The organism is Thetidibacter halocola, from assembly GCF_018224955.1.
Classification (GTDB): domain Bacteria; phylum Pseudomonadota; class Alphaproteobacteria; order Rhodobacterales; family Rhodobacteraceae; genus Thetidibacter; species Thetidibacter halocola.
This window is the reverse complement of the sequence record NZ_JAGTUU010000007.1, coordinates 147,902-172,283: the sequence shown is the minus strand read 5'-3', so window position 1 is coordinate 172,283 and position 24,382 is coordinate 147,902. Positions and strand designations below refer to the sequence as shown.

General features: G+C 66.2%; 22 protein-coding genes. 14 read left to right on the top strand and 8 right to left on the bottom strand.

The features are described 5' to 3' along the window. The first annotated feature begins 36 nt into the window (after positions 1-36). Complete coding sequence (locus tag KB874_RS17325) at positions 37-879, top strand: LOG family protein (RefSeq protein ID WP_212537817.1); 843 nt, start codon at positions 37-39, stop codon at positions 877-879. A gap of 3 nt (positions 880-882) precedes the next feature. On the opposite strand, the gene KB874_RS17320 is transcribed toward KB874_RS17325, so the two are convergent. Continuing rightward, positions 883-2,754, bottom strand: a complete 1,872-nt coding sequence (locus KB874_RS17320) for a nucleoside-diphosphate sugar epimerase/dehydratase (protein ID WP_249200570.1) — start codon at positions 2,752-2,754, stop codon at positions 883-885. A 359-nt stretch (positions 2,755-3,113) separates the two neighbouring features. Between KB874_RS17320 and KB874_RS17315 the strand changes: the two genes are divergently transcribed. The 3 genes from KB874_RS17315 (at position 3,114) to KB874_RS17305 (ending at position 5,104) form a co-directional block, all read left to right on the top strand. After that, positions 3,114-4,136 carry an aspartate-semialdehyde dehydrogenase gene (locus KB874_RS17315; protein WP_212537816.1) on the top strand — a complete coding sequence of 341 codons (1,023 nt, stop codon included), beginning with the start codon at positions 3,114-3,116 and terminating at the stop codon, positions 4,134-4,136. A gap of 192 nt (positions 4,137-4,328) precedes the next feature. Then, positions 4,329-4,469: a hypothetical protein gene (locus KB874_RS17310; RefSeq protein ID WP_212537815.1), complete on the top strand. Its 141-nt coding sequence runs from the start codon at positions 4,329-4,331 to the stop codon at positions 4,467-4,469. A 302-nt stretch (positions 4,470-4,771) separates the two neighbouring features. Next, positions 4,772-5,104: a hypothetical protein gene (locus KB874_RS17305; protein ID WP_212537814.1), complete on the top strand. Its 333-nt coding sequence runs from the start codon at positions 4,772-4,774 to the stop codon at positions 5,102-5,104. Between the two features lie 10 nt (positions 5,105-5,114). On the opposite strand, the gene KB874_RS17300 is transcribed toward KB874_RS17305, so the two are convergent. Next, positions 5,115-5,762 (bottom strand): carbonic anhydrase, encoded by a 648-nt coding sequence (locus KB874_RS17300; protein ID WP_212537813.1) that lies wholly within the window; start codon positions 5,760-5,762, stop codon positions 5,115-5,117. Positions 5,763-5,916: 154 nt separating this feature from the next. Here KB874_RS17300 and KB874_RS17295 point away from each other — a divergent pair, with 154 nt between their 5' ends. The 4 genes from KB874_RS17295 to speB all read left to right on the top strand — a co-directional run bounded on the left by KB874_RS17295 (position 5,917) and on the right by speB (position 9,597). Beyond that, complete coding sequence (locus KB874_RS17295; protein ID WP_346346567.1) at positions 5,917-6,288, top strand: hypothetical protein; 372 nt, start codon at positions 5,917-5,919, stop codon at positions 6,286-6,288. A 66-nt stretch (positions 6,289-6,354) separates the two neighbouring features. Continuing rightward, entirely contained in the window at positions 6,355-7,740 is a 1,386-nt protein-coding gene (locus KB874_RS17290) for a leucyl aminopeptidase family protein (protein WP_212537812.1), read from the top strand. 44 nt (positions 7,741-7,784) lie between these two features. Further along, the gene (locus KB874_RS17285) at positions 7,785-8,528 is read left to right on the top strand and encodes a C40 family peptidase (RefSeq protein WP_212537811.1); all 744 of its coding nucleotides are present in this window, start codon (positions 7,785-7,787) and stop codon (positions 8,526-8,528) included. A 109-nt stretch (positions 8,529-8,637) separates the two neighbouring features. Further along, a complete protein-coding gene (gene speB / locus KB874_RS17280; RefSeq protein WP_212537810.1) occupies positions 8,638-9,597 on the top strand; it encodes an agmatinase in 960 nt (319 codons plus the stop codon). Positions 9,598-9,629: 32 nt separating this feature from the next. On the opposite strand, the gene KB874_RS17275 is transcribed toward speB, so the two are convergent. The 3 genes from KB874_RS17275 to paaZ are packed head-to-tail and all read right to left on the bottom strand — an operon-like array spanning position 9,630 to position 12,861. Further along, positions 9,630-9,968, bottom strand: a complete 339-nt coding sequence (locus KB874_RS17275; RefSeq protein ID WP_212537809.1) for a DUF2794 domain-containing protein — start codon at positions 9,966-9,968, stop codon at positions 9,630-9,632. 31 nt (positions 9,969-9,999) lie between these two features. Continuing rightward, positions 10,000-10,797: a PaaX family transcriptional regulator C-terminal domain-containing protein gene (locus KB874_RS17270; protein WP_212537808.1), complete on the bottom strand. Its 798-nt coding sequence runs from the start codon at positions 10,795-10,797 to the stop codon at positions 10,000-10,002. 42 nt (positions 10,798-10,839) lie between these two features. Next, the gene (gene paaZ, locus KB874_RS17265) at positions 10,840-12,861 is read right to left on the bottom strand and encodes a phenylacetic acid degradation bifunctional protein PaaZ (RefSeq protein WP_212537807.1); all 2,022 of its coding nucleotides are present in this window, start codon (positions 12,859-12,861) and stop codon (positions 10,840-10,842) included. 138 nt (positions 12,862-12,999) lie between these two features. Here paaZ and paaI point away from each other — a divergent pair, with 138 nt between their 5' ends. From paaI to serA, 6 genes are all read left to right on the top strand, one after another. Continuing rightward, positions 13,000-13,437 (top strand): hydroxyphenylacetyl-CoA thioesterase PaaI, encoded by a 438-nt coding sequence (gene paaI, locus KB874_RS17260; protein WP_212537806.1) that lies wholly within the window; start codon positions 13,000-13,002, stop codon positions 13,435-13,437. Then, a complete protein-coding gene (pcaF, locus tag KB874_RS17255) occupies positions 13,430-14,614 on the top strand; it encodes a 3-oxoadipyl-CoA thiolase (protein WP_212537805.1) in 1,185 nt (394 codons plus the stop codon). The genes paaI and pcaF overlap by 8 nt, the downstream gene beginning before the upstream one ends. A 19-nt stretch (positions 14,615-14,633) precedes the next feature. Beyond that, on the top strand, positions 14,634-15,938 hold the full coding sequence (gene paaK, locus KB874_RS17250) for a phenylacetate--CoA ligase PaaK (RefSeq protein WP_212537804.1): 1,305 nt from the start codon (positions 14,634-14,636) through the stop codon (positions 15,936-15,938). Between the two features lie 3 nt (positions 15,939-15,941). Beyond that, positions 15,942-16,511: a TetR/AcrR family transcriptional regulator gene (locus KB874_RS17245; protein ID WP_212537803.1), complete on the top strand. Its 570-nt coding sequence runs from the start codon at positions 15,942-15,944 to the stop codon at positions 16,509-16,511. Between the two features lie 208 nt (positions 16,512-16,719). Further along, positions 16,720-17,874, top strand: a complete 1,155-nt coding sequence (locus KB874_RS17240) for a phosphoserine transaminase (RefSeq protein WP_212537802.1) — start codon at positions 16,720-16,722, stop codon at positions 17,872-17,874. 106 nt (positions 17,875-17,980) lie between these two features. After that, complete coding sequence (gene serA, locus KB874_RS17235; RefSeq protein ID WP_212537801.1) at positions 17,981-19,576, top strand: phosphoglycerate dehydrogenase; 1,596 nt, start codon at positions 17,981-17,983, stop codon at positions 19,574-19,576. 98 nt (positions 19,577-19,674) lie between these two features. Here serA and KB874_RS17230 read toward each other — a convergent pair whose 3' ends face one another. The 3 genes from KB874_RS17230 to KB874_RS17220 all read right to left on the bottom strand — a co-directional run bounded on the left by KB874_RS17230 (position 19,675) and on the right by KB874_RS17220 (position 24,379). Then, complete coding sequence (locus KB874_RS17230; RefSeq protein WP_212537800.1) at positions 19,675-21,441, bottom strand: SulP family inorganic anion transporter; 1,767 nt, start codon at positions 21,439-21,441, stop codon at positions 19,675-19,677. 151 nt (positions 21,442-21,592) lie between these two features. Beyond that, complete coding sequence (locus KB874_RS17225) at positions 21,593-23,266, bottom strand: bifunctional protein tyrosine phosphatase family protein/NAD(P)/FAD-dependent oxidoreductase (protein ID WP_212537799.1); 1,674 nt, start codon at positions 23,264-23,266, stop codon at positions 21,593-21,595. Between the two features lie 102 nt (positions 23,267-23,368). After that, a complete protein-coding gene (locus KB874_RS17220) occupies positions 23,369-24,379 on the bottom strand; it encodes a cytochrome d ubiquinol oxidase subunit II (RefSeq protein ID WP_212537798.1) in 1,011 nt (336 codons plus the stop codon). Between the last annotated feature and the right edge of the window lie 3 nt (positions 24,380-24,382).

Below are 24,382 nucleotides of genomic sequence, written 5' to 3'. Positions count from 1 at the left end.
CTATAGTCAGACCGGGACACAGACAAGGACACCGCCATGAACGACGACCGCCGCAGCCCGTTCCGCGACGCAGGCACCGACCGGGTGACCGCCAGCCATGTGCCGGACACGCCGCAGACGCGGTCACCCAGCTATCGCCTCGCCTTCGCCGACGAGACGTTCCTGTGCCGGGACGAGCTGCGCCCGGTACGCTTGCAACTGGAACTGCTGAAGTTCGAGATGCTGCTGGACGAGCACGGGATCGACTCGACCATCGTGCTGTTCGGCGGCGCGCGGATTCCGGCACCGGCCGAGAAGGACAATGCGCGCACGAAGACGCTGGCCGAGCTGTCGCATTTCTACGACGAGGCAGAGCGGTTCTCGCGGCTGATGACACGGAAATCCATCGCCAGCGGCAACCGCGAGTTCGTGATCTGCACCGGCGGCGGGCCAGGCGTGATGGAAGCGGGCAATCGCGGCGCGGCGGAAGAAGGCGGCATTTCCATCGGCCTGAACATCGTGCTCCCGCACGAACAGGCGCCGAACCCCTACGTGACGCCGGACCTGGCGTTCAACTTCCATTACTTCGCGATCCGCAAGATGCATTTCCTGATGCGTGCGCGCGCGGTCTGCGTGTTCCCGGGCGGCTTCGGCACGCTGGACGAGATGTTCGAATCGCTGACCCTGATCCAGACCGGACGGATGCGGCGGGTGCCCTTCCTGCTGTTCGGCCGCGCCTTCTGGGAACGGATCATCAACTGGGATGCGCTGGCCGATGCAGGCACGATCAGCCCGCAGGACCTGGACCTGTTCCGTTTTGTCGAGACCGCCGAGGAAGCGGCCGAGATGATCGAGAACTGGGATCCCGCGCCGGCGCGGTCGGATATCCCGGGGCGCTGAGGCTCAGCCCCGGCGCGCCGCCTCGAGCAGCGACCCCTTTTCGACCCAGCGGGCGATCACGGCGCGTGCACCATCGACATCCAGCGTGTCAATGGCCAGCCGCAGGTCCTTTAGGGCTGTCGCCATCTCGAATTCCGACAGCTGGTTCTCCTGGGCGCGCAGGATCTTGGGGTGCGGCGTGGTCAGCATGTCGGGCGAGATGAGCAATTCCTCGTGCAGCTTCTCGCCGGGTCGCAGGCCGGTCACCCGGATCTCGATGTCGCCGTCGGGATGGGCGCGGTCCTTGACGGTGTAGCCAGCGCCCTCGATCATCTGTCGCGCCAGCTTGCGGATCGGCACCGGGTCGCCCATGTCGAGCACGAAGACATCGCCGCCGCGCGCGAAGGAGCCGGCCAGCAGGACGAGGCGCACCGCCTCGGAGATCGTCATGAAGTAGCGCGTCACGTCCTTGTGCGTCAGGGTCACGGGACCGCCGCGGGCGATCTGTTCCTTGAACAGCGGGATCACCGACCCGCTGGACCCTAGCACGTTGCCGAAGCGCACCATCGAAAACCGGGTGCCCGCGCTGCGCGTGGCGAGATCCTGCACGATCAGTTCCGCCAGGCGTTTCGACGCGCCCATGACGTTCGTCGGGCGCACCGCCTTGTCCGATGACACCAGGATGAAGCGGTCGACGCCCAGTTCGCGGGCAGCATCGGCGATACGCTTGGTCCCCAGAACATTGTTTTCGAGGCCGGTCAGCGGGTTGTGCTCGACCATCGGCAGGTGCTTGTAGGCGGCGGCGTGCAGGATGACCTCGACCCGGTGCTTGCGGATCGTCTCGCGCATCAGGGCATCGTTGAGCACCGTTCCAAGGACCGGAACCACGTGCAGCGACGGGTTCAGGTCGCGCAGTTCCTTGTCGATCTGGTAAAGCGCCAGTTCGGAATGATCGACCAGCACGACGCAGGCCGGGGCGCAGTCGACCAGTTGGCGGCAAAGTTCGGACCCGATCGAGCCACCCGCCCCAGTCACCAGGATGCGACGGCCGGAATAGGCGTGCTTGACCCCCGGCAGTTCCTTGTCCAGTCCGTTGCGGCCCAGAAGCTGGTCCAGCGCGACGGTGCGCGTCTGCTTGTGCGCGTCGCCCTGCGCCACAAGTTCGGCGAAGGACGGCAGCGCATGCACCTCGCAGCCGATATTGCGCAGCTTGTGCATGATGCGCGCCTGTTCGGGACGGCTGATCGAGGGCATCGCCAGCACCAGGCGGTCGATCTGCTTTTCCTCGATCAGGCTCTTGATCTTGCTGGGCGCATGCACCCGCAGGCCCGAGACGACCAGGCTTTGCAGCGTGGGATTGTCGTCGACAAAGGCGACCGGCGTCACCTTGTCGTCATGGCGCAGCGCGGCGACCAGCTGTTGGCCGGTCTGTCCGGCGCCGTAGATCAGCAACCGCATGCGCGCGGTTCCGGTCCGGTAGATCTCCAGCGTGACCTGCCGCAGCAGGAGGCGCCAGGTGGCCCCGAGGACCAGCAGCGCAAGCCCGAAGATGAGATAGACATTGACCGGCAGGCCCGTCGCCTGGATGCGGTCCAGCACAAGACCGAGCATCGCCGTGAGCGCGGCGAAGGTCGCGGTGCGGACCACGCTGCGCACCTCGTAGGCGTTCAGCTTGATACGCGGCAGCCCAAGCCACCAAGAAACCGCGACGCCAAGCGCGGTCAGAGGAAGGATCAGCCAAAGGATCGCGCGGAAGGTGTCGTAGCTTGCCGGGACCGAAGCTTCGAGAAAGACGGCGGCGATCAGGGACACTGCCACGGCCAACCCGTCGATCAGACCGAAAACGACCTGCTTCTGGGTCCGCGTCATGGCGGTCACGAGCCGATAGAACAGCATAGTCCCTCACCCCAGCCGCGTTTCTCGCGCCCCGTTTGCGCCATGCCGTGCCTCGTCGGCCGGCCCATGACTGCCTTCGTAATAGGCCACTGTCCAACAAATGAACAATACCGGTTTTCTGCATATGCGAAAAACGGCCGGCCGATGCCCGCATTTGCCCATGATCCGGGCAAAAAACAGAAGATACAGGCCGGATTTCCCGAATCCGGATCGCCTGACGGCACAAATGCCGCGGTCGAAGGACCGGTTTTCGGCCCTGCGGGAACCCTTGCGCCCTTTCGCGCGTCTCTTTCCTGAGTTATGAGCCGCGCCAGCCGGGTGCGGGCCGTTACGCACCAAATGAACCGATGGAGGACCGAATGGGTTACCGGGTCGTCGTCGCGGGAGCCACGGGCAACGTGGGCCGCGAAATGCTCAACATCCTCGCCGAGCGGGAATTTCCCGTCGACGAGCTTGCCGCTCTGGCGTCGCGCCGGTCGCTGGGCACCGAGGTGAGCTTTGGCGACAAGACCCTCAAGACACAGGACCTCGAACAGTTCGACTTCAAGGGCTGGGACATCGCGCTGTTTGCCATTGGCTCGGACGCAACCAAGAAATACGCCCCCATCGCCGCCGCCGCCGGCTGCGTGGTGATCGACAACTCGTCGCTCTACCGCTACGACCCCGACGTGCCGCTGGTGGTGCCCGAGGTGAACGCCGACGCGGTGCTGGGCTATACCAAGAAGAATATCATCGCCAACCCCAATTGCTCGACGGCGCAGATGGTCGTCGCGCTGAAGCCGCTGCACGACCGCGCGCGGATCAAGCGCGTCGTCGTCTCGACCTACCAGTCGGTGTCCGGCGCGGGCAAGGAAGGCATGGACGAGTTGTGGGAACAGACCAAGGCGGTCTACAACCCCATCGCCGACGTGCCGCCGAAGAAGTTCACCAAGGAAATCGCCTTCAACGTCATTCCGCATATCGACGTCTTCCTCGAGGACGGCTCGACCAAGGAAGAGTGGAAGATGGTGGCCGAGACCAAGAAGATCCTTGACAAGTCGATCAAGTTGACCGCGACCTGCGTTCGCGTGCCGGTCTTTGTCGGCCATTCCGAGGCGATCAACATCGAGTTCGAGGAATTCCTCGACGAGGACGAGGCGCGCGACATCCTGCGCGAGGCGCCCGGGATCATTGTGATCGACAAGCGCGAGAACGGCGGCTACGTGACGCCGAAGGAATGCGTTGGCGATTTCGCCACCTTCATCAGCCGCATCCGGCAGGATTCGACGATCGAGAATGGTCTGAACCTGTGGTGCGTCAGCGACAACCTGCGCAAGGGCGCGGCGCTGAACGCGGTGCAGATCGCCGAGGTGCTGGGACAGAAAGCGCTGAAAAAGGGCTGACGCACCGAGTTGTGCGGCAGGCAGGGCCGGGCAGAGATGCTCGGCCTTTTTCGTTTTAACCCCGCAAGCGCCGCAGGATTGCCACGATCGGGGCCGGGTTCAGGCACAGTTCCGCCTTACCGGTTGCGGATAGAAAAGAGCGCCAAAAGGCGACACGACAGCCAGAAGGGCTCTGATCCCAGGAGACCCGACATGAAGATCGATCTTTCAGACATCGCCCGTGGCCGCCGGATCGTGGCTGTCGCCGCCAAGGAAATGGAGCGGACCCGCAGCGTGCCGCGTCCGCCACGGCTGGGGCTGATGTATCGCCTGATCCGCCGGCTTCTGGGCTGAGGCGGGGCGGACGGCCGGAGTTCCGGTGTCGGGTCGCATTCATGCCGCGAGTACCGGCCAAGGATGCGCGCGACCGGACCTGAGAGCCCGCTGTGACACAAGACTTTCTGACCCTGTCCCGGGCGCGACGCCTGCGCGCGGTGCACGCCGTGTGGGCACTCGGCGGGCCCGCCCGATCCGCGTGCCGGCCTGACCGTGGCCGTTGCGCCACCCGTCACCCAAATCTGAACAATGGGCCCGGTCTGGTCGCAATCTTGCCCGGAATGGGTGCCAGCATCATCGGACGGGCAAGGAGTTCCGACATGAGACAGCAAAAGGAAACCGTCGCGGACCCGTCTGGCAGCACGCTCGGGGATCTGTCGCTCTCACTCGACTGCGAGACACTGTCCCTGATGCGCCGCTTCATCGCGCCGATCCTCGAAACCGCAGCCAGTTGGCCCGAGATCGCCGACCGGCTGGCAGACAAGGGCTATGGGCTGGGCTTCCGCGAAGGGCACCTGGTGATCCTGAACGCCGAGGGCGCGCCGCTGTGCACCGGGCGGTGCCTCGGCGTGCCGCTGCGCCGGATCGCGGCGCGGATCGGCCGGCCCTGCATCCGGGTCGACCGCAGCGGCCAGGCCGGCAGCCTGCACTGAAAGCCGGGCGTCAGACCGGAAGAAAACGGTCGGTCGCCGGGTCCAGCCATTCCAGCCCACCCTCGCCGATATCGGTCCACAGCCCGTGCAGGGTCAGTTCCTCGGCCTCGACCGACGACCGGACGAAGGGAAAGGTCATCAGGTTGCGCAGCGAGACCCGCACCGCTTCCTTTTCCAGCGCCCCCGTCACCAGTTCAGGCGCCGCGTCCTTCACCCGCTCGTAGCCGGGGCGCAGGATATCCATCCAGCGCCCGACAAAAGAGGTCTTTTCCTCGAGTTCGGGCGCGCGGCCCTCGCACATGTCCAGGCAGCCGCGCACACCGCCGCATTCGGAATGGCCCAGCACGATCAGGTGCGCCACGCGCAGCGCCGTCACCGCGTATTCCACCGCCGCGCTGGTGCCGTGCTGGTTGCCGTCGGGCTCGTAGGACGGCACCAGGTTGGCGATGTTGCGGTGGATGAAGAACTCTCCCTGGTCGGCGCCGAAGATCGAGGTGACATGCACGCGAGAGTCGCAACACGAGATCACCATCGCGCGCGGTCTCTGACCCTCGCTGGCAAGCCGACGATACCAGGCGCGGTTCTCGGCATACTGCGTGGCCTTCCACCCGTGATAGCGTTGCACGAGGTAGGCGGGCAGCGGGCGTATTCCGTCCATCTGGAACCTCCGGTCAGGAATGCCCCGACGGATAGGCAGAATTCGCCGAAAGTTCGAGGGGAAAAAGCGTCACGGGCTAACCTTTTGGGAAGGTGACACCGTCAATCTTCACCCAGCCGTGGGGGCGGTGGAAATGGGGTGAAACGTGGGTGAGGTGAACATTCTTTCGCCGGTGGAACGGCCGCGCATGGACGCGGCACAGCTCGAGGCACTGTGTACGGATCTTGGTCCACGCGGCGCCGAGGACGCGGTCTGCCGGGCAATGGAGCAACTGGGGGACCGCCTGTTCCGGGTGCAGCAACTGGCGTTCGAGGAACGTCCGCTGGCGCTGTATGACACGCTCGAGGATCTGTCGGGCATCGCCGACCGGATCGGGCTGTGCGGCCTCGCACAGGTGGCGCGGCACGTCATGCACTGCGTCGAACGGAACGATCCCGTGGCGCTTTCCGCCACGCTGGCGCGCCTTGCGCGCATCGGCGAACGGTCGTTGTCCGCGCTCTGGGACTTGCAGGACGTCTCGGTCTGACCGATGCGCCCTTGCGGCTGCGGCAGGAGAGTCTAGGGTCTGGCAAACCCAGAAAGAGGACCTGTCATGCCGCTGACCTTTGCCCCAGTCGACGCCGAGGCATGGCCGCTCTACGTCGTCGAACCTGAAGAGGTCGAGGTCTGGTGCGCGCAGCAGACCGACGACATCCGCCGTTGGGTCGAAGCATCTGGTTTTTCCGGCGCCCTGGGCTCGGCCCTGATGATCCCCGGACCGGGCGGCACGCCTCAGGCCGCGCTTGCCGGTTACGGCACCGCGAGACAGCGGGCGCGCGACCGCTTTCCGCTGGCCGCCGCGGCACCGCTGCTGGCACCCGGCACCTACCGGATCGCCTCCGGCGTGCCGGATGACGCGCTGGCGATGGAATGCCTCGGCTGGTTGCTGGCGGGCTACGGCTTTTCCCGCTACCGCGAGGCCACGCCGCGTGTCCCCGCGCTGGTGCCGCCCCATCGCATCAACGCCCGCAGGATCGAGATCATGGCAGAGGCCGAGGCTCTGACCCGCGACCTCGTCAACACGCCCGCCGCTGACATGGGCCCCGAGGCGCTCGAAGTCGCCGCGCGCAACCTCGCCGAAACCTTCGGCATGAAGGCCGAGGTCATCACCGGTGACGCGCTGCTGACGCGCAATTTCCCGATGATCCACGCCGTCGGCCGCGCCGCCGCCCAGGCGCCGCGCCTTATCGACCTGCGCTGGGGCAACTCCGGGCCGCTGGTGACGCTGGTGGGCAAGGGCGTGTGCTTTGACACCGGGGGGCTGAACCTCAAACCCGCCTCTTCCATGGGGCTTATGAAGAAGGACATGGGCGGCGCCGCCAACGTTCTGGGCCTGGCGCACATGATCATGGCGCTGAAGCTGGCCGTGCGCCTGCGCGTACTGATCCCGGCGGTGGAGAACGCCGTCTCGGGCAACAGCTTTCGACCGCAGGACATCCTGACCTCGCGCAAGGGCCTGACGGTCGAGATCAACAACACCGACGCCGAAGGCCGACTGGTTCTGGCCGACGCGCTGGCCTATGCCGACGAGGAAAAGCCCGACCTGCTGATCTCGATGGCCACGTTGACCGGTGCGGCGCGTGTCGCCCTCGGACCCGACCTTGCTCCCTTCTACACAGACGACGAGTCGTTCGCGATCGAACTGGAACAGGCCGGTCGTCGGCAGGCCGACCCGGTCTGGCGCCTGCCCTTCTGGGAACCCTACGAGGCGCTGATCGAACCGGGGATAGCCGATCTCGACAACGCCCCCTCGGGCGGCATGGCGGGTTCGATCACCGCTGCGCTGTTCCTCCGCCGCTTCGTAGAGCAGGCGCTCAGCTACGCGCATTTCGACATCTACTCGTGGCAGCCGCGCCCCGCACCCGGCCGCGCCAAGGGTGGCCTGGGACAGGGACCGCGCGCGATCCTCGACGCGCTGGCGCCCGCGCTCGACCTGTGAGCACCGAGGTCTTCGACCGCGACTCTTTTGCTCGCGATCCGTTGATGCGCGGGTATTGCCGGGTGCCGTTGGCTGAATTGCGGCGGCGTCCCGAGCTTGGCCGCGACCGCCAGCTGCGGTACGGAGAGCCGTTCGACGTCTATGAAAGGCGTGACGGTTTCGCGACCGGTGACTCCGTTCTGGCAGGCCATTCCGGCTGGATCGCCGAGTCTGCGCTTGCCCCGAATTCCAGGCGCCCGGCTCCGACGCATTGGGTCGGAGCAAGGCAGACCCACGTCTACCCAGAGCCAGATTTCAAGACCCGCGAAACCTGCGCGCTGACGCATCTCTCGCGCGTCGCGGTTCTTCGCCAGGATGGGCGATTCTCGGAGACCGAACTGGGCTGGATCCCCACGAACCACCTGACCGACAGGCCCGCCGAGGATCCTGTCTCAGTGGCCGCGCTTTATCTCGGCGTGCCCTATCTCTGGGGCGGCAACAGCATCTGGGGACTCGACTGCTCGGGCCTCGTGCATGCGGCGCTCATGGCCTGCGGCCAGAAATGCCCCAGCGACAGCCACCCGCAGGAGATGGTCCTTGGCCGGGCACTCCCTCCCGGCACGCCGCCCCGGCGCGGCGACCTGATGTTCTGGAAGGGCCACGTCGCCTGGGTCTCGGACACCGACACGCTGCTGCACGCCAACGCCTTCCACATGGCCGTGACTTTCGAGCCGCTGACAGAGGCCATCGCGCGCATCCAGGCGCAGGGCGGGGGTCCCGTCATCCGCCACGCCCGCCTGTCGCTCTGAGCCCTTCTTCTGGCAGAAAGTATCCCGCGGGAGTCCCGCAGGGACGGGGACAGAGCCCCCTTGAGCACACTATCCACCACAGGCACTCTGCCGGAAAAAGGAATCCCCCATGCCCAGCGATCCGTTCTTCCACCCCGTATCCGGTTTCGACCTGCCGCGCTTCGCCGGCGTGCCGACCTTCATGCGCCTGCCGCATGTCAGCCCGGATCATCCGCGCTTCAACGATGTGCAGATCGGCCTGATCGGCGTGCCCTGGGACAGCGGCACCACCAACCGGCCCGGCCCGCGCCACGGGCCGCGCCAGTTGCGCGACGCCTCGACCATGATCCGCGCCCAGCACCAGCCCACCGGGATGCGCCCCTTCGAGACAGCCGCTTGCGCAGACCTCGGCGACGTCGGGCCGAACCCGGCGGACATTGCCGATTCGATGACGCGGATCACGTCCTTCTACGACCGCGTGCATCAGGCCGGCATCCGCCCGCTGACGGCGGGCGGCGACCACCTGACCTCGCTGCCCGTGCTGCGCGCGCTGGCCAGGGGCGGCCCGCTGGGCATGGTTCATTTCGACAGCCACACCGACCTGTTCCACTCCTATTTCGGCGGCACGATGTATACCCACGGCACCCCCTTCCGCCGCGCCGTGGAAGAGGGGTTGCTGGACCCGAAGCGGGTGATCCAGATCGGCATCCGCGGCACGATGTATGATGCCGAGGACCGCGATTTCGCCAAGGCGGAAGGCATCCGCATCGTCGAGATCGAGGAATTCTTTGCCCGCGGCGTCGAGGATGTGATGCAGGAGGCGCGCGAGATCGCCGGCACTGGTCCGACCTATGTCAGCTACGACATCGATTTCGTCGATCCGACCTTTGCCCCCGGCACCGGCACGCCCGAGGTGGGCGGACCGAACAGCTACCAGGCGTTGCAGGTCTGCCGCGCGTTGGCCGGGCTGAACATCGTCGGCGCGGACCTGGTCGAGGTTTCGCCACCCTTCGATTCCAGCGGCGGCACCGCCTTCCTGGGTGCGTCGATCATGTTCGAACTGCTTTGCGCCATGCTTGCCGGGGCGTGACAAACCGGCTGAGGTTCGCGACTGCGCGCGCCTCAGTCGACCGGCCGGATCAGCTTGCGTTCCAGCACGCGCAGGACTGCGCGCAGGTCGTGACCGCGTTTGAGCACCTGCCCCTCCATGCCGAATACCGCGTATTCGCCCTGCCGCGCGCGCAGCTTGGGGCGTTTCTCGATCCGGTAGAGCGGGTTTTCCGCCGTGCGCCGGAAAACCGAGAACACCGCCACGTCGCGCAGGGTCGAGATGCCGTAATCGCGCCATTCGCCGGCCGCGACCATCCGCCCGTAAAGCGACAGGATGACCGCCAGTTCGGTGCGATGAAAGGCCACGACATCGGCCTCGGATCGCGGGGGAAAGGGAGTGAGGCTGTTCATGCTTCAAGAGTTGCGCCGAAACGGCCGCGGATCAAGGCATTTGCGCAGAGCCAAAGCGCCGTGCGAAGGCGATTGATGACGCTGGCAGCGGATCGAGGTCGTCGCAAGGCTCGTCGAACCAGCGTTCCGACAGAGGCGCCAGCGCCGCATAACGCTCGGCCACGGTTCGGTGCAGGTCACGCGGGGCGAAGCCCTCGGGCACCAGGTCGGCCGGCAGTTCCGGCCAGCGCAGCACCAGCCGCCGCCAGCGGTGGACCAGCAGCATCCGCGCCACGGCGGCGTCCAGCGGGGTGTCTGGCAGCGCCTGCAACGCCGCCAAGTCCGAGGCCAGCCGATCCACCGCAACGCGGTGGTCCGGGTCCAGCGCCTGCCAGACAGCTTCGGCCGCGCCCGTCGACAACTGCCCGGTGATGGCGAAACCCGGTGCATCGACAGGCGCCGGCGCAAGCCAGCCACCCGCGACGGACAGCGCTCCGGGCCGCGCGCCTTCGCCAAAGACCCAGGCGGGGACAGGCTCTGTTCGCGGTGGCGCGTAGATGCGGGCGGTGGCAGGGGCAAACTGGCGCTGCCCCTCTGGCGTCAGCGTATAGCGCGAGGTGCGCCCCTCGCGCCGCCCCTTCACCCAGCCTTCAGAAGAAAGGCGCGACAGTGCGGTGCGCAGCGCCCCGGTCTCGATCCCGATACGGCCCAGCAGGCGGCTAAGGCGCCCGGTGGCGATCTGCCCGCCGCGCACCTGCACCGCGTCGCCGAAGACAGTGACGACCAGCGACCAGACGCGCGGGCGGCCATCGGCGTCGAGCGTGTCGATCAGAGGCTGAAGCGGGTCCATGCCGCTGAGTCTACGCGCTTTTCCAGCAGCCGCAATTCCCCGTCACGCCCGGTCGTAGGCCACCATCGTCAGCAACTCGTATTCCGCCACCTGCTCGGCGTCCTGGTTGAACAGCGTCGCGTTCCAGGCCACCTCGCCATAGGTCTCGGTGCGCCCGGTCTTGCGCTTGACCGTCAGGCGAACATGCAGACTGTCGCCAGGGCTGACAGGTTTCTGGAAACTCAGCGCATTCAGACCGGTATTGGCCAGGACCGGCCCCGGATCCGGCTGCACGAACAGCCCCGCCGCGAAACTCAGCAGCAGGTAGCCATGCGCCACGCGACCGGGGAAGAACGGGTTGGCGCGTGCGGCTTCCTCGTCCATGTGGGCATAGAAGGTATCGCCAGTGAACCGGGCGAAATGCTCGATATCCGCCAGCGTGACGATGCGGCTGTCGGTGGTGATGGTCTCGCCGATCTGCAACTCGTGATAGGTGCGCTGGAACGGATGCGCCGGGCCTTCGATCTGACGTGCGCCAGGAACCCATTGGCCGGTGACGGCGGTCAGCACGTCCGGGCCGCCCTGCACGGCGGTGCGCTGCATGTAGTGCAGTACGCCCCGGACGCCGCCCAGTTCCTCGCCCCCGCCCGCGCGGCCAGGGCCCCCATGCACCAGATGCGGCAGCGGCGCGCCGTGGCCTGTCGCCTCGGCCATCGAGTCGCGGTCGATGATGTAGAGACGTCCATGCCAGGCGGCGCTTTCCAGCACCATGGCGCGCGCGACCTGCGGGTCCTGCGTGACCAGCGACGTGACCAGCGACCCGCCGCCCCGGTTCGCCAGAGCCGCCGCATGGGGCAGGTCGCGATAGGGCATCAGGGTGGACACCGGGCCAAAAGCCTCGACCGAATGCACGGCCTGCCCGGCGTCGGGGTCGTCGCAGGCCAGCAGCGTGGGCGCGAAAAAGCCCGGTCCGTTCGGCATCTCGAAACCGGTTTCGTCCAGCACCACGCGCGCCTCTTGCCGCAGTTGCGCCACCCGGGCCGCGACATCCCCGCGCTGCGCCTCGGAGGCGAGGCACCCCATGCGCACATCGCCCGAGGGGTCGCCGATGGTCGTCTGCCGCAGCCGCGCCGACAGCGCTTGCGCCACCGGGTCAAGGAGGGCTTGCGGCACGATGATCCGCCGGATCGCGGTGCATTTCTGGCCCGCCTTGACGGTGATCTCTGTGGCCGCCTGTTTCACGAACAGGTCGAATTCCGGACTGTCCGGCGTCACGTCCGGGCCCAGGACCGAGGCATTCAGGCTGTCCTGTTCCGCCATGAACCGCACCGAGTGGCGCAGCAGGTTTGGCTTGCCCCGCAGGTGCAAGGCAGTTTCGGCCGACCCTGTAAAGCTGACCACGTCCTGCGCAGCCAACCGGTCCAGCAGGTCGCCCGTGCCGCCGATGACCAGTTGCACCGCGCCTTCGGGCACCAGACCCGACTCGACGATCAGGCGGAAACAGGCCTCTGTCAGGTAGCAGGTCTGCGTCGCGGGCTTCACGATGGCGGGCATTCCCGCCAGCAGCGTCGGCGCCAGTTTCTCGAGCATCCCCCAGACCGGAAAGTTGAACGCGTTGATGTGCACCGCGACGCCCCGCAACGGCACCGCGATGTGCTGGGCGAGGAAACTGCCCTTGCGGCTGATCTGCTCGAGCGCGCCATCGACATAGACATTCCCATCCGGCATCTCGCGCCGCCCCTTCGAGGCGATGACCGACATGGTGATGATGCCGCCCTCGATATCGACCGCGCCATCCTTGCGCGTGGCCCCGGTCAGCGGGTTGAGGGCGTAAAGCGTCTCCTTTCGCTCGGCGATATAGGCCGCCAGCGCCTTGAGCATCTTGGCCCGCTCGTGAAAGGTCATCGCCCGCAAGGCAGGGCCGCCCCGGGTCACGGCAAACTCGATCATCGCGCCGAAATCCAGCGGCGCACCACCGGTCCGGGCAATCGCAGCCCCGTCCACCGGACCATGCACAAGGCGCGCGTCGCCCCCCGGCCCGACCCAGTGACCTGCCGCGTAGCTTGCCGGTTCTATGATCGCCATACCCTCTCCTCCCGTCCGGACCTGTCGTGGGGCGGGTTTGACCCGTCCCCGCAGGATGCTGCGCCAGATCACGCCCGTTTGCAACAGACTTGACCGTTCGGTCGGCTTTGTGCATCGTCAGCGGCAGGGAGGACCACCATGACACCACAAGACCGCGCCCGGCGCTCGGCCGAAGCGATGTGGGCGACCGACACCGCCAGCCAGCAGATGGGCATGCGCATCGACGAAATAACGCCCGGCCGCGCCGTGCTGTCGATGACGGTCGAGGATCGGCACCTGAACGGGCACCGCATCTGTCATGGCGGATTCATCTTCACCCTCGCCGACAGCGCGTTTGCCTTTGCCTGCAACAGCTACAACCAGGTGACAGTCGCGCAGCAGAACCAGATCACCTTCCTGTCCCCCGGCAAGCCCGGCGAACGCCTGACCGCCACCTGTCAGGAGACGTCAAAGACCGGCCGCTCCGGCATCTACGACGTCACGGTGACGGGTGCGGATGGCCGCACCGTCGCCCTGATGCGCGGCCTGTCACGCACCATCAAGGGCCAGAATTTCGAGGAGACCCCAGATGCGTGACGCATGGCTTTGCCAGGGAACCCGCACCCCCATCGGCCGCTATGGCGGCGCGCTGTCCACGGTCCGGCCCGACGACCTGCTGGCGCATGTGATCCGTGCCACGGTCCCGCAGGGCCTGCCCGTGGACGAGGTCATCATGGGCTGCGCCAACCAGGCCGGCGAGGACAACCGCAACGTCGCCCGCATGGCAACCCTTCTGGCCGGGCTGGGCGAGGACGTGCCGGGCGTCACGGTCAACCGCCTCTGCGGATCGGGCCTCGACGCGCTGGCCATGGCGATGCGGCAGGTGAAATGCGGCGAGGCCGAGATCGTCGTTGCGGGCGGGGTCGAATCCATGTCGCGCGCGCCCTTCGTCATGCCCAAGGCCGACGCGGCCTTCACCCGTGCGAACGCGGTCTATGACACCACCATCGGCTGGCGGTTCGTCAACAAGGCGATGCAGCGCCAGTTCGGCATCGATTCCATGCCCGAGACGGCCGAGAACGTGGCCGAGGAATTCGGTATTTCCCGCGAGGACCAGGACGCCTTTGCCCTGCGCAGCCAGGAGCGCGCCGCCGCCGCCATCGCCAATGGCCGCCTGGCACGGGAAATCACACCGGTCACGATCCCTGGCCGCAAGGGCGATACCGTGGTCAATACCGACGAACACCCGCGCGCCACGACCCTCGAGCAGCTCGCCGCGCTGAAGGCCCCCTTCCGTGACGGCGGCAGCGTGACGGCGGGCAACGCCTCGGGCGTCAATGATGGCGCCTGCGCGCTGATCGTCGCCTCGCCGCAGGCCGCCGAGAAACACGGCCTGACGCCGGTCGCCCGCCTGCTGGGTGCGGCAACGGCCGGCGTGCCGCCCCGTATCATGGGCTACGGCCCTGCCCCCGCCTCGGAAAAACTGCTGGACCGGCTGGGGCTGGGGATCGGGCAGATGGACGTGATCGAGCTGAACGAGGCCTTTGCCGCGCAGGCCCTGGCCGTCACTCGCCGCTTTGGCCTGCCCGACGACGCGGGCCATATGAACCCGAACGGCGGGGCTATTGCGCTGGGTCATCCCCTCGGCATGTCCGGCGCGCGGCTGGCGCTGACCGCCGGGCATACGCTGGCCGAGACGACGGGGCGCTACGCGCTCTGCACCATGTGCATCGGCGTCGGTCAGGGGATCGCACTGGTCATGGAACGGATCTGACGCGCGGAGGGAGGACAGCATGGAAGACCTGACACCGGCTCGCGACAGCCTCGAACCCATCGAGATTGCCTCGCGCGACGAAATCGCGGCGTTGCAGCTCGAGCGCATGAAATGGTCGCTGCGCCACGCCTATGACAACGTGCCTTTCTACAAGGCCAGTTTCGACAAAGCGGGCGTTCACCCGGACGACCTCAACTCCCTCGAAGACCTCGCGAAGTTCCCCTTCACGGTGAAAGGCGACCTGCGCGACAACTACCCCTTCGGCATGTTCGCCGTCCCGCGCGACCGGATTAAACGCATCCATGCCTCCTCAGGCACCACGGGCCAGCCGACCGTGGTAGGCTACACCGAGCGCGACCTCGACACCTGGGCCACGGTCGTCGCGCGATCCCTGCGCGCCTCCGGCCTGAGACCCGGCGACATACTGCACAACGCCTATGGCTACGGCCTGTTCACAGGGGGCCTCGGCATCCATCTTGGCGCCGACAAGCTGGGCCTGACCACGGTGCCGATCTCCGGCGGGATGACCCAGCGCCAGGTTCGCCTGATCGAGGATTTCGGCGCGACCGGCATCACCGTGACCCCCTCCTACGCGCTGTCGATCATCGACGAATACAAGGAACAGGGGCGCGACCCGCGGCAAAGCCCGCTCAAAGTTGGCATCTTCGGCGCGGAACCCTGGACAAACGCAATGCGCCGCGAGATCGAACAGGCCTTCGACATGCACGCTGTCGACATCTACGGCCTGTCCGAGGTCATGGGGCCGGGTGTCGCCAACGAATGCGTCGAGACCAAGGATGGGCTGCACATTTGGGAGGATCACTTCTACCCCGAGATCATCGACCCCGAGACCGGCGCGGTCCTGCCCGACGGCGAACTGGGCGAACTGGTGTTCACCAGCCTGACGAAACAGGCGTTTCCGATTATCCGCTACCGCACCCGCGACCTGACTCGCCTGATGCCCGGCACGGCCCGCAGCATGCGCCGGATGGAAAAGGTCACGGGGCGGTCGGACGACATGATCATCCTGCGCGGCGTCAACGTCTTCCCGACCCAGATCGAGGAACAGCTGATGACGGTGCCGGCCCTCGCCCCGCATTTCCAGCTGCAACTGGACCGGCTCGACCACAAGGACGTCATGACCGTGCTGGTTGAACCCTGGCCGCACACGGCCGGCTCGGGCCCCGAGGCGGGGCGCGACCTGGCGGCGAAGATCAAGCAGGTTGTCGGCGTCTCGGTCAAGGTCAGCGTGACCGACCCCGGTGGCGTCGCCCGCAGCCAAGGCAAGGCGGTGCGCATCGTCGACAACCGGCCCAAGGGCTGACCCATGCCGCGTGGCCTAGCCCATGACCATTCGGAAAAGCGCGACGCGCTGCGCGATGGCTCGGCGCAATACTTCGCCGCGCATGGTTTCGACCGCGCGTCCATGGCCGGCGCGGCCAGGGCTTGCGGCGTGTCCAAGGCGCTGCTCTACCACTATTACGACAGCAAGGAGGCGCTGCTGCACGACATCCTCGACAGCCATTACCAGGATGTCGTCACCCGCGCAGAGGCCGCGGCGCCGGATGGCCTGCGCGCCCTGATCGCCGCCCTGCTCGAGGCGTTCGAACACGCCGACGCCGAGCACAAGCTGCAACTCGAATCGTTGAACACCCTGCCCGACGCCCTGCGCGCGCCGATCCTCGAAAAGCAGCGCCACCTTGTCCGCCTCATGTCCGGCGCTCTGCAAATCCAGCGCCCCGACCTGAGGGGCGACCGCCTGCGCGCCGCCACGATGACGGTCTTCGGCATCCTCAACTGGGTCTACCAGTGGCACCGTCCGGGCAAGGGCCTCAGCCGTGCCGAGTTCGCCGCCCTCGCCGCGGATTTCGCCGAAGGTGGACTGAAGAACCTCTGAGCCTGCCTCTTTCCGGATGCAATCCGGGACAGGCGCAGAGCGCTATCCGTCGCGCCGGTTTCCGATCCGCTCCACGCCGGTCGCCGCGTCGCCTGGATGCGACCGAATGCGCCCATTTTCCGACTTGTGCGCCTCCAGCGACTCTCGTAGATGCGTCCGTGGGACACCCCTCCCCAACGAGGGGCATCTATCTGGAAGGTTAGGCTACATGGCTATCCAAGCACCGGCTGCGCGCCCGGCAAATCCGCGCTTCTCTTCGGGCCCTTGCGCTAAGAACCCCGATTTCTCCCTCGACAAGCTGTCCGACGCGCCCCTGGGCCGCTCGCACCGCGCCGCCATCGGCAAGGCCAAGCTGCTGAAGGCAATCGAGGATACCCGCGACATTCTCGGCATCCCCGCCGACTACCGCATCGGCATCGTTCCGGCATCGGACACGGGCGCCGTGGAAATGGCCATGTGGTCGCTGCTGGGCGCCCGCAAATGCACCATGCTGGCCTGGGAAAGCTTTGGCGCCGGCTGGGTCACGGACGTGGTCAAGCAGCTGAAGCTCGACGCTGAGGTCAAGACCGCCGAATACGGCGAGATCGTCGACCTGGCGACGGTCGATTTCGACACCGACGTTGTCTTTACCTGGAACGGCACCACTTCGGGCGTGCGCTTACCGAACGGCGACGCGATCCCCGCCGACCGCGCGGGCCTGACGATCTGCGACGCGACCAGCGCCGCGTTTGCCATGGACCTGCCCTGGGACAAGCTCGACGTGACCACCTTCTCCTGGCAGAAGGTTCTGGGCGGCGAGGCCGCGCATGGCATGCTCGTTCTCAGCCCCCGTGCCGTCGAACGGCTGGAAAGCTACACGCCCGCGTGGCCCATGCCGAAGATCTTCCGCATGACCAAGGGCGGCAAGCTGATCGAGGGCATCTTCAAGGGCGAGACGATCAACACGCCCTCCATGCTGGCGGTCGAGGATTACCTCGTGGCGCTCGACTGGGCGCGTTCGGTCGGCGGGCTCGAGGGCCTGATCGCCCGGGCCGACGCCAACGCGCAGGCGATCTTCGACTTCTGCGAGACCCGCGACTGGATCGCCAACCTGGCGACCGACCCGGCGACCCGCTCGAACACCAGCGTCTGCCTCAAGTTCACCGACCCGCGCATCACCGATGGCGCCGCCTTTGCCAAGGCCGTCGCCAAGCGGCTGGAGAAGGAAGGCGTGGCGCTGGATATCGGCGCCTATCGCGACGCGCCCGCCGGCCTGCGGATCTGGTGCGGCGGCACGGTCGAGACCGCCGACATCAAGGCTCTGCTCCCCTGGATCGACTGGGCCTTTGCGGCCGAGATCGAGGCCCAGGCCAAGGCCGCGTGAGCGCAAGGCGGGGTAGATAACCCCGCCCTACCAATCGTTTTCACAGATCGTAGGGCGGGGTTTCACCCCCGCCCCTCCCTCCCGACATATCCAAAGGACTAACCCAATGGCTCCCAAGGTTCTCATCTCCGACAAGCTCTCCGACGCCGCCGTGCAGATCTTCCGCGATCGCGGCATCGACGTGGATTTCATGCCCGAACTGGGCAAGGACAAGGAAAAGCTGGCCCAGGTCATCGGCCAGTATGACGGTCTCGCCATCCGCTCGGCGACCAAGGTCACGCCGTCGATCCTCGAGCACGCCACCAACCTCAAGGTGATCGGTCGGGCCGGGATCGGCACCGACAACATCGACAAGGACGCGGCCTCGAAGAAGGGCGTGATCGTCATGAACACCCCGTTCGGCAACATGATCACTACCGCCGAACACGCCATCGCGCTGATGTTCGCCGTGGCACGCCAGATCCCCGAGGCCAGTGCCTCGACCCATGCGGGGAAGTGGGAAAAGAACGCCTTCATGGGTGTCGAACTGACCGGCAAGACGCTGGGCGTGATCGGCGCGGGCAACATTGGCGGCATCGTCTGCGACCGCGCCCGCGGCCTCAAGATGAAGGTCATCGCCTACGATCCCTTCCTCGGCGAGGAACGGGCCCAGCAGATGCAGATCGAGAAGGTCGAGCTGGACGAGTTGCTCAAGCGCTCCGATTTCATCACCCTGCACGTTCCACTGACCGAGCAGACCCGCAACATCCTCGGCCGCGAGAACCTCGCCAAGACCAAGAAGGGCGTGCGCATCATCAACTGCGCCCGCGGCGGTCTGGTCGACGAAGAGGCGCTGGCCGACCTGCTGAAATCCGGTCATGTCGCCGGCGCGGCCTTTGACGTGTTCGCGGTGGAACCGGCGACGGAAAACCCGCTGTTCGGCCTGCCCAACGTGGTCTGCACGCCGCATCTCGGCGCCTCGACCACCGAGGCGCAAGAGAATGTCGCCCTTCAGGTGGCCGAGCAGATGGCCGACTACCTGCTGACCGGCGCCGTGCAGAACGCGCTGAACATGCCCAGCGTCACCGCCGAAGAGGCCAAGATCATGGGCCCCTGGATCAAGCTGGCCGATCACCTGGGCGCTTTCATCGGCCAGATGACCGAGGAACCGATCAAGGCGATCAACGTGCTTTACGATGGCTATGCTGCCGAGATGAACCTCGAGGCGCTGAATTGCTCGCTGATCGCCGGCATCATGAAGCCGATCAGCAGTGAGGTGAACATGGTCTCGGCCCCGCTGATCGCCAAGGAACGCGGCATCCAGATCAGCACCACCAACCAGACCCAGACCGGCGCATTCGAGGGCTACATCAAGGTCACGGTCGTGACGGACAAGCGCGAGCGGTCCATTGCGGGCACCGTGTTCAGCGACGGCAAGCCCCGCTTCATCCAGATCAAGGGCATCAACATCGACGCCGAGGTCGGCCGCCACATGGTCTATACCACCAACGAGGACGTGCCGGGCATCATCGGCACGCTGGGCATGACCTGCGGCAAGCATGGCGTGAACATCGCGAATTTCACCCTCGGTCGGAAAGAGGCCAAGGGCGAGGCCATCGCCCTGCTCTACATCGACGAACCGATGCCCATGCAGGCCATCGCCGACCTGAAGGCAACGGGCCTGTTCCAGCAGATCAAGCCGCTGGAATTCGACGTCGCCTGAGGCCAGGCCACACACGCAGCGAAAAGGCGCCGCCCCATCGGGACGGCGCCTTTTTCATATCCTGTCGTGCTACGAAACGCCCGCGACGATGCGCGTCGCTACTGCGCCGCCAGACGTTCTGTCGCTTCGGGATCGGCCCTGCCGTCGGCCTTCAGCGCCTGCCAGGCGTCATATTGTGATAGAAAGACAGAGCCCGACAGGTCGTCCAGGAAATGCGACCGCTTCAGCCGGTCCATCACCGGGCCCTTGACCTCGGACAGGTGCAGGCTGATCCCGGTCTCGCGCAGGCGGCGGTTCACCTCTTCCAGCGTTTCCAGCGCGCTCATGTCGATCTCGTTCACCGCGGCGCAATGCAGCACGACGTGGCGCAGCGCCTTGTCCCGTGCGACACGGTCGAGGATGTAATCCTCGAGGAAGCGGGCATTGGCGAAATACAGGCTCTCGTCGATCCGCAGCGTCACCGCGTGGGCAAAGGTCTCGACCTTGTGGCGGTGGATATTGCGGAAATGCTGGGTGCCGGGCACCAGCCCCTCTTCGGCGATATGCGGGCGCGAGGTCTTGTAGAGGTGCAGGCCGATCGAGATCAGCACCCCCGCGGAAACGCCGATCTCGACGCCGAAACCAAGTGTCAGGACGATGGTCGCGGCGACGGCGGCAAAGTCGACCTTGGAATAGGACCATGCCTTGAACAGGATCGAGAAATCGACCAGCGACAGCACGGCGACGATGATCGTCGCGGCCAGCGTCGCGGTCGGCAGGAAGTAGATCAGCGGCGTCAGCAGCAGCGCGGCGAACAGGATGCCCACGGCGGTGAAGGCGCCCGCCGCCGGCGTCTCGGCGCCTGCGTCGAAATTCACCACCGAGCGCGCGAAACCACCCGTCACCGGATAGCCGCCCGAGATCGCCGCCGCGATGTTCGAGGTGCCGAGACCGATCAACTCCTGGTCGGGAACGATGCGCTGGCGTTTCTTGGCGGCCAGGGTCTGCGCGACCGAGACGGATTCGACAAAGCCGATGATCGAGATCAGCAGCGCCGAAAGGAACAGCTGCGACCACAGGTCCGGCGACAGGCTGGGCATGGTCAGCGGCGGCAGGCCCATGGGCACCGACCCGACGATCGACACGCCCTTGTCGGCCAGGCCAAAGCCCCAGGTCGCCAGCGTGGTGACGACCACGGCGCCCACCGGCCCGGCCTTGGCCAGGATATCGGCGAGGCGCGGCTTCATCCCCGTCGAGATCAGCAGCGGTTTCAGCCCCTTGCGCACCCAGAAGAGGAAGGCCGTGGCACTGACCCCGATGAACAGCGTGATGACGTTGGTATCGCCCTGGTTTTCCAGCAACGATCCCAGCACCTCGGGCAGGGTGTGGCCGGACACCTTCACGCCGAAGATATGCTTGAGCTGGCTTGCCGCGATCAGAACGCCCGAGGCGGTGATGAAACCTGCGATCACCGGGTGCGACAGGAAATTCGCCAGCGCGCCCAGTTTCAACACGCCCATCACGGTCAGCATGACACCAGAGATGAAGGCCAGCGTGCCCGCCGCAATCGCGATCTGCGCCGGGTCGGTCAGGCCGAGGTTACCGATGGCGGCAGCGGTCATCAGCGAGACCACGGCCACCGGCCCGACGGCCAGCGCGCGCGAGGTGCCGAAGATCGCGTAGGCCACCAGTGGCAGGATCGAGGCATAAAGCCCCATCTCCGGCGGCAGCCCGGCCAGCAACGCATAGGCCAGCGATTGCGGGATCAGCATGATCGTCACGATCACGGCGGCCACGAGGTCCGAAGTAGCGGTGTCGCGGTCGTACTTAGGAGCCCAATCCAGGATGGGCAGATACTGGCGAAGCCGGATCTTTGGAAGGGTCATGGCGGGTATCCTGTTCCACTGGGCCCGACTCGGCCCCTGCGCATGTGCGGCTTATATATTCAGTCTTTTGAATTTGTCTAGTGCGGAAAGACCCGGTCCGCCCATGGGCGGCAATGCCCCGGCCCGAAAGCCGGGGCGCGATTGCCTTGCATCAGCCCGCCGTGACCTTCTCGGGCTTGGCCATCCACTCTTTGCCGCGCAGCATCGCCTTCCAGTAGACTGGCGGCAGGATCTGCTCCTTGAGGATCCAGGCCGCGCGGGTGGGTTTCGTCCCGTCCAGCAGCCACTTGGGAAAGCTGGGCAGCAGCGCGCCGCCATAGCCGAACTCGGCCAGCACGATCTTGCCGCGTTCCACCGTCAGCGGGCACGAACCATAGCCGTTATAGGCCGCGCGGGGCGATCCGCCGCGGATGTCCGCAACCACGTTCTCGGCCACGATGGGCGCCTGCATCCGCGCGGCGGCGGCTGTCTTGGCGTTGGGGGCGTTCATCACGTCACCAAGGCTCCAGACGTTGTCATAGGTCTTGTGGCGCAGCGTCGCCTGGTCGACGTCGACCCAGCCTGCGGCATCGGCCAGCGGCGATACCCGGATGAAATCCGGCGCGCATTGCGGCGGGCAGACATGCATCATGTCGAAATCGACCGTGACCTCGGTCGGCTCGGTATCCGGCTTGGCCACCTTGAAGGTCGCCTTTTTCGCCGGGCCATCGACGCGGATCAGGTTGTGGAAGAAGTTCAGGTCGGCGTCGTATTTCTGGACGTATTCCATCAGTGCAGGGACATACTCCTTGACCCCGAACAGCACGCCGCCGGCATTCATGAACTGGATGTCGATGTTCTTGAGGCGCCCGGTGCGGAACCAGTGGTCACCCGAAAGATACAGCGCCTTTTGCGGCGCACCGGCGCATTTGATCGGCATCGGCGGCTGGGTGAACAGCGCGCGGCCTTCCTTCAGACCCTTGACCAGTTCCCAGGTATAGGGTGCGAGGTCATAGCGGTAGTTGGAGGTCACGCCGTTCTTGCCCAGCGTCTCGACCAGCCCCTCGACCTTGCCCCAGTCGAGCTTCAGCCCTGGGCAGACGATCAGCCGGTCGTATTTCACCACGCGGCAGCCGTCGAGGATGACGGCGTTGTTCTGCGGCTCGAAGGCGGCGACGGCGGACTTGATCCAGTGTACGCCCTGCGGGATCAGGCTGGCCATGGTGCGCGCGGTGGTCGACGCCTCGAATATGCCGCCGCCGACCATTGTCCAGCCGGGCTGGTAATAGTGGATGTCGGCCGGGTCCAGCAGCGCGATGCTCAGGCCCGGCTTGCGCGATTTCAGGCTGGAGGCAACGGAGATGCCCGCCGCGCCGCCGCCCACGATCACAACGTCGAACCGGGCGTCACCCTCGTCCGTGGGTGTCTTGCCGCCGTTCACGATACGGCGCACGACGCCCGCCATGTCATAGCCCGCCGCCTTGGTCGCAGCGAGGATGTCGGCCGGCGCGCGGGTCCGTGCCTCGGCGAGCGACCACAGCGTGGCCGAGCGCGTGCCGGTGCGGCAATAGGCCAGAACCGGCTTGGGCAATTCGCGCAGCGCGGCCCCAAAGGCCTGCGCATCCTCGTCCATCACCTTGCCCGACACGACCGGGACATAGCGGGCCTGGAGCCCCGCCTTTTCCGCCGCCTTGCGGATCTCCTCGAAAGCGGGCTGGTCGGCGCCCTCGCCATCGGGACGGTTGCAGATGATCGACCGATACCCCGCCGCCGCGATTGCGGGCAGATCGTCTGCAGTGATCTGGGGCATGACCGACATGTCGTCGGTGATCTTGCGGAAGTCCATGGGCGCGCTCCTGAGTCGGAAATCTGCGCGCCTTATACATTCACGGGAGTGAATTTGTTACAGGGTCAAGTGTCGCAGCCCCTGTCGCGGGGCTGCGCAGCCTCAGTCATAGCTGAGCGTCGTCGCCTTGCCACGGAAGATCGTGTAGGCGAGCGCGGTGTAGCCCAGGATCATCGGCAGCACGAAACAAACCCCGATCAGGATGATGAAGAGGCTTTCCGGCGCGCTGGCCGCCTCGTAGATCGTCAGTTGCTCTGGCACCACGTAGGGATAGAAGCTGTAGGCCATCCCGAAGAAGCCCAGCACGAACAGCACGATCGTCGCGACAAAGGGGAACCAGGCCCAGCTGTCGTTCCGGGTGGGCAGGTGGCGCAGCGCATAGGCCAGAAGTGAGATCAGCAATGCCGACATCAGGGGCAGCGGTGCCAGCAGGAAGATCTCGGGGATGGAAAACCACTTGCCCCAGATCCGCTCGCTGACCAGCGGCGACGCGACCGAAACCGCGCCCATGCCCAGAACCAGCCCCCAGATGCCGCCCCGCGCCCAAACGACCGCCTTCTGTTGCAACGAACCGTCGGTCTTGAGGATCAGCCAGGTCGCCCCGATGAAGCTGTAGGCCACCGTCAGGAACACCGCCGTGATCGCAGCGAAGCCCAGCGTGAAGAGCGTCACATCCAGCCCCATGATGTAGAGGCCCAGCATGAAGCCCTGCGACAGCGAGGTCATCAGCGACCCGACGAGAAACGCCATGTTCCAGCGGCCCTTCTGCTGCACAGGCGCCTTGACCCGGAATTCGAACGCGACGCCGCGCAGGATCAGGCCTATCAGCATGACCGCCACAGGCAGGTAAAGCGCGGTCAGGATGGTGCCATGCGCCGTGGGAAAGGCCACCAGCAGGATGCCGATGGCCAGCACCAGCCAGGTCTCGTTGGCATCCCAGAAGGGGCCGATGCTGGCGATCATGCGGTCCTTTTCCGTATCCTCGGCGAAGGGGAACAGCACCCCGACGCCCAGATCGAACCCGTCGAGCACGACGTAGATCAAAATCGACAGGCCCATCAGCGCGGCAAAGGTCAGCGGCAGCCAGGTTGCGGGATCTCCGAACAAGGTCATGGC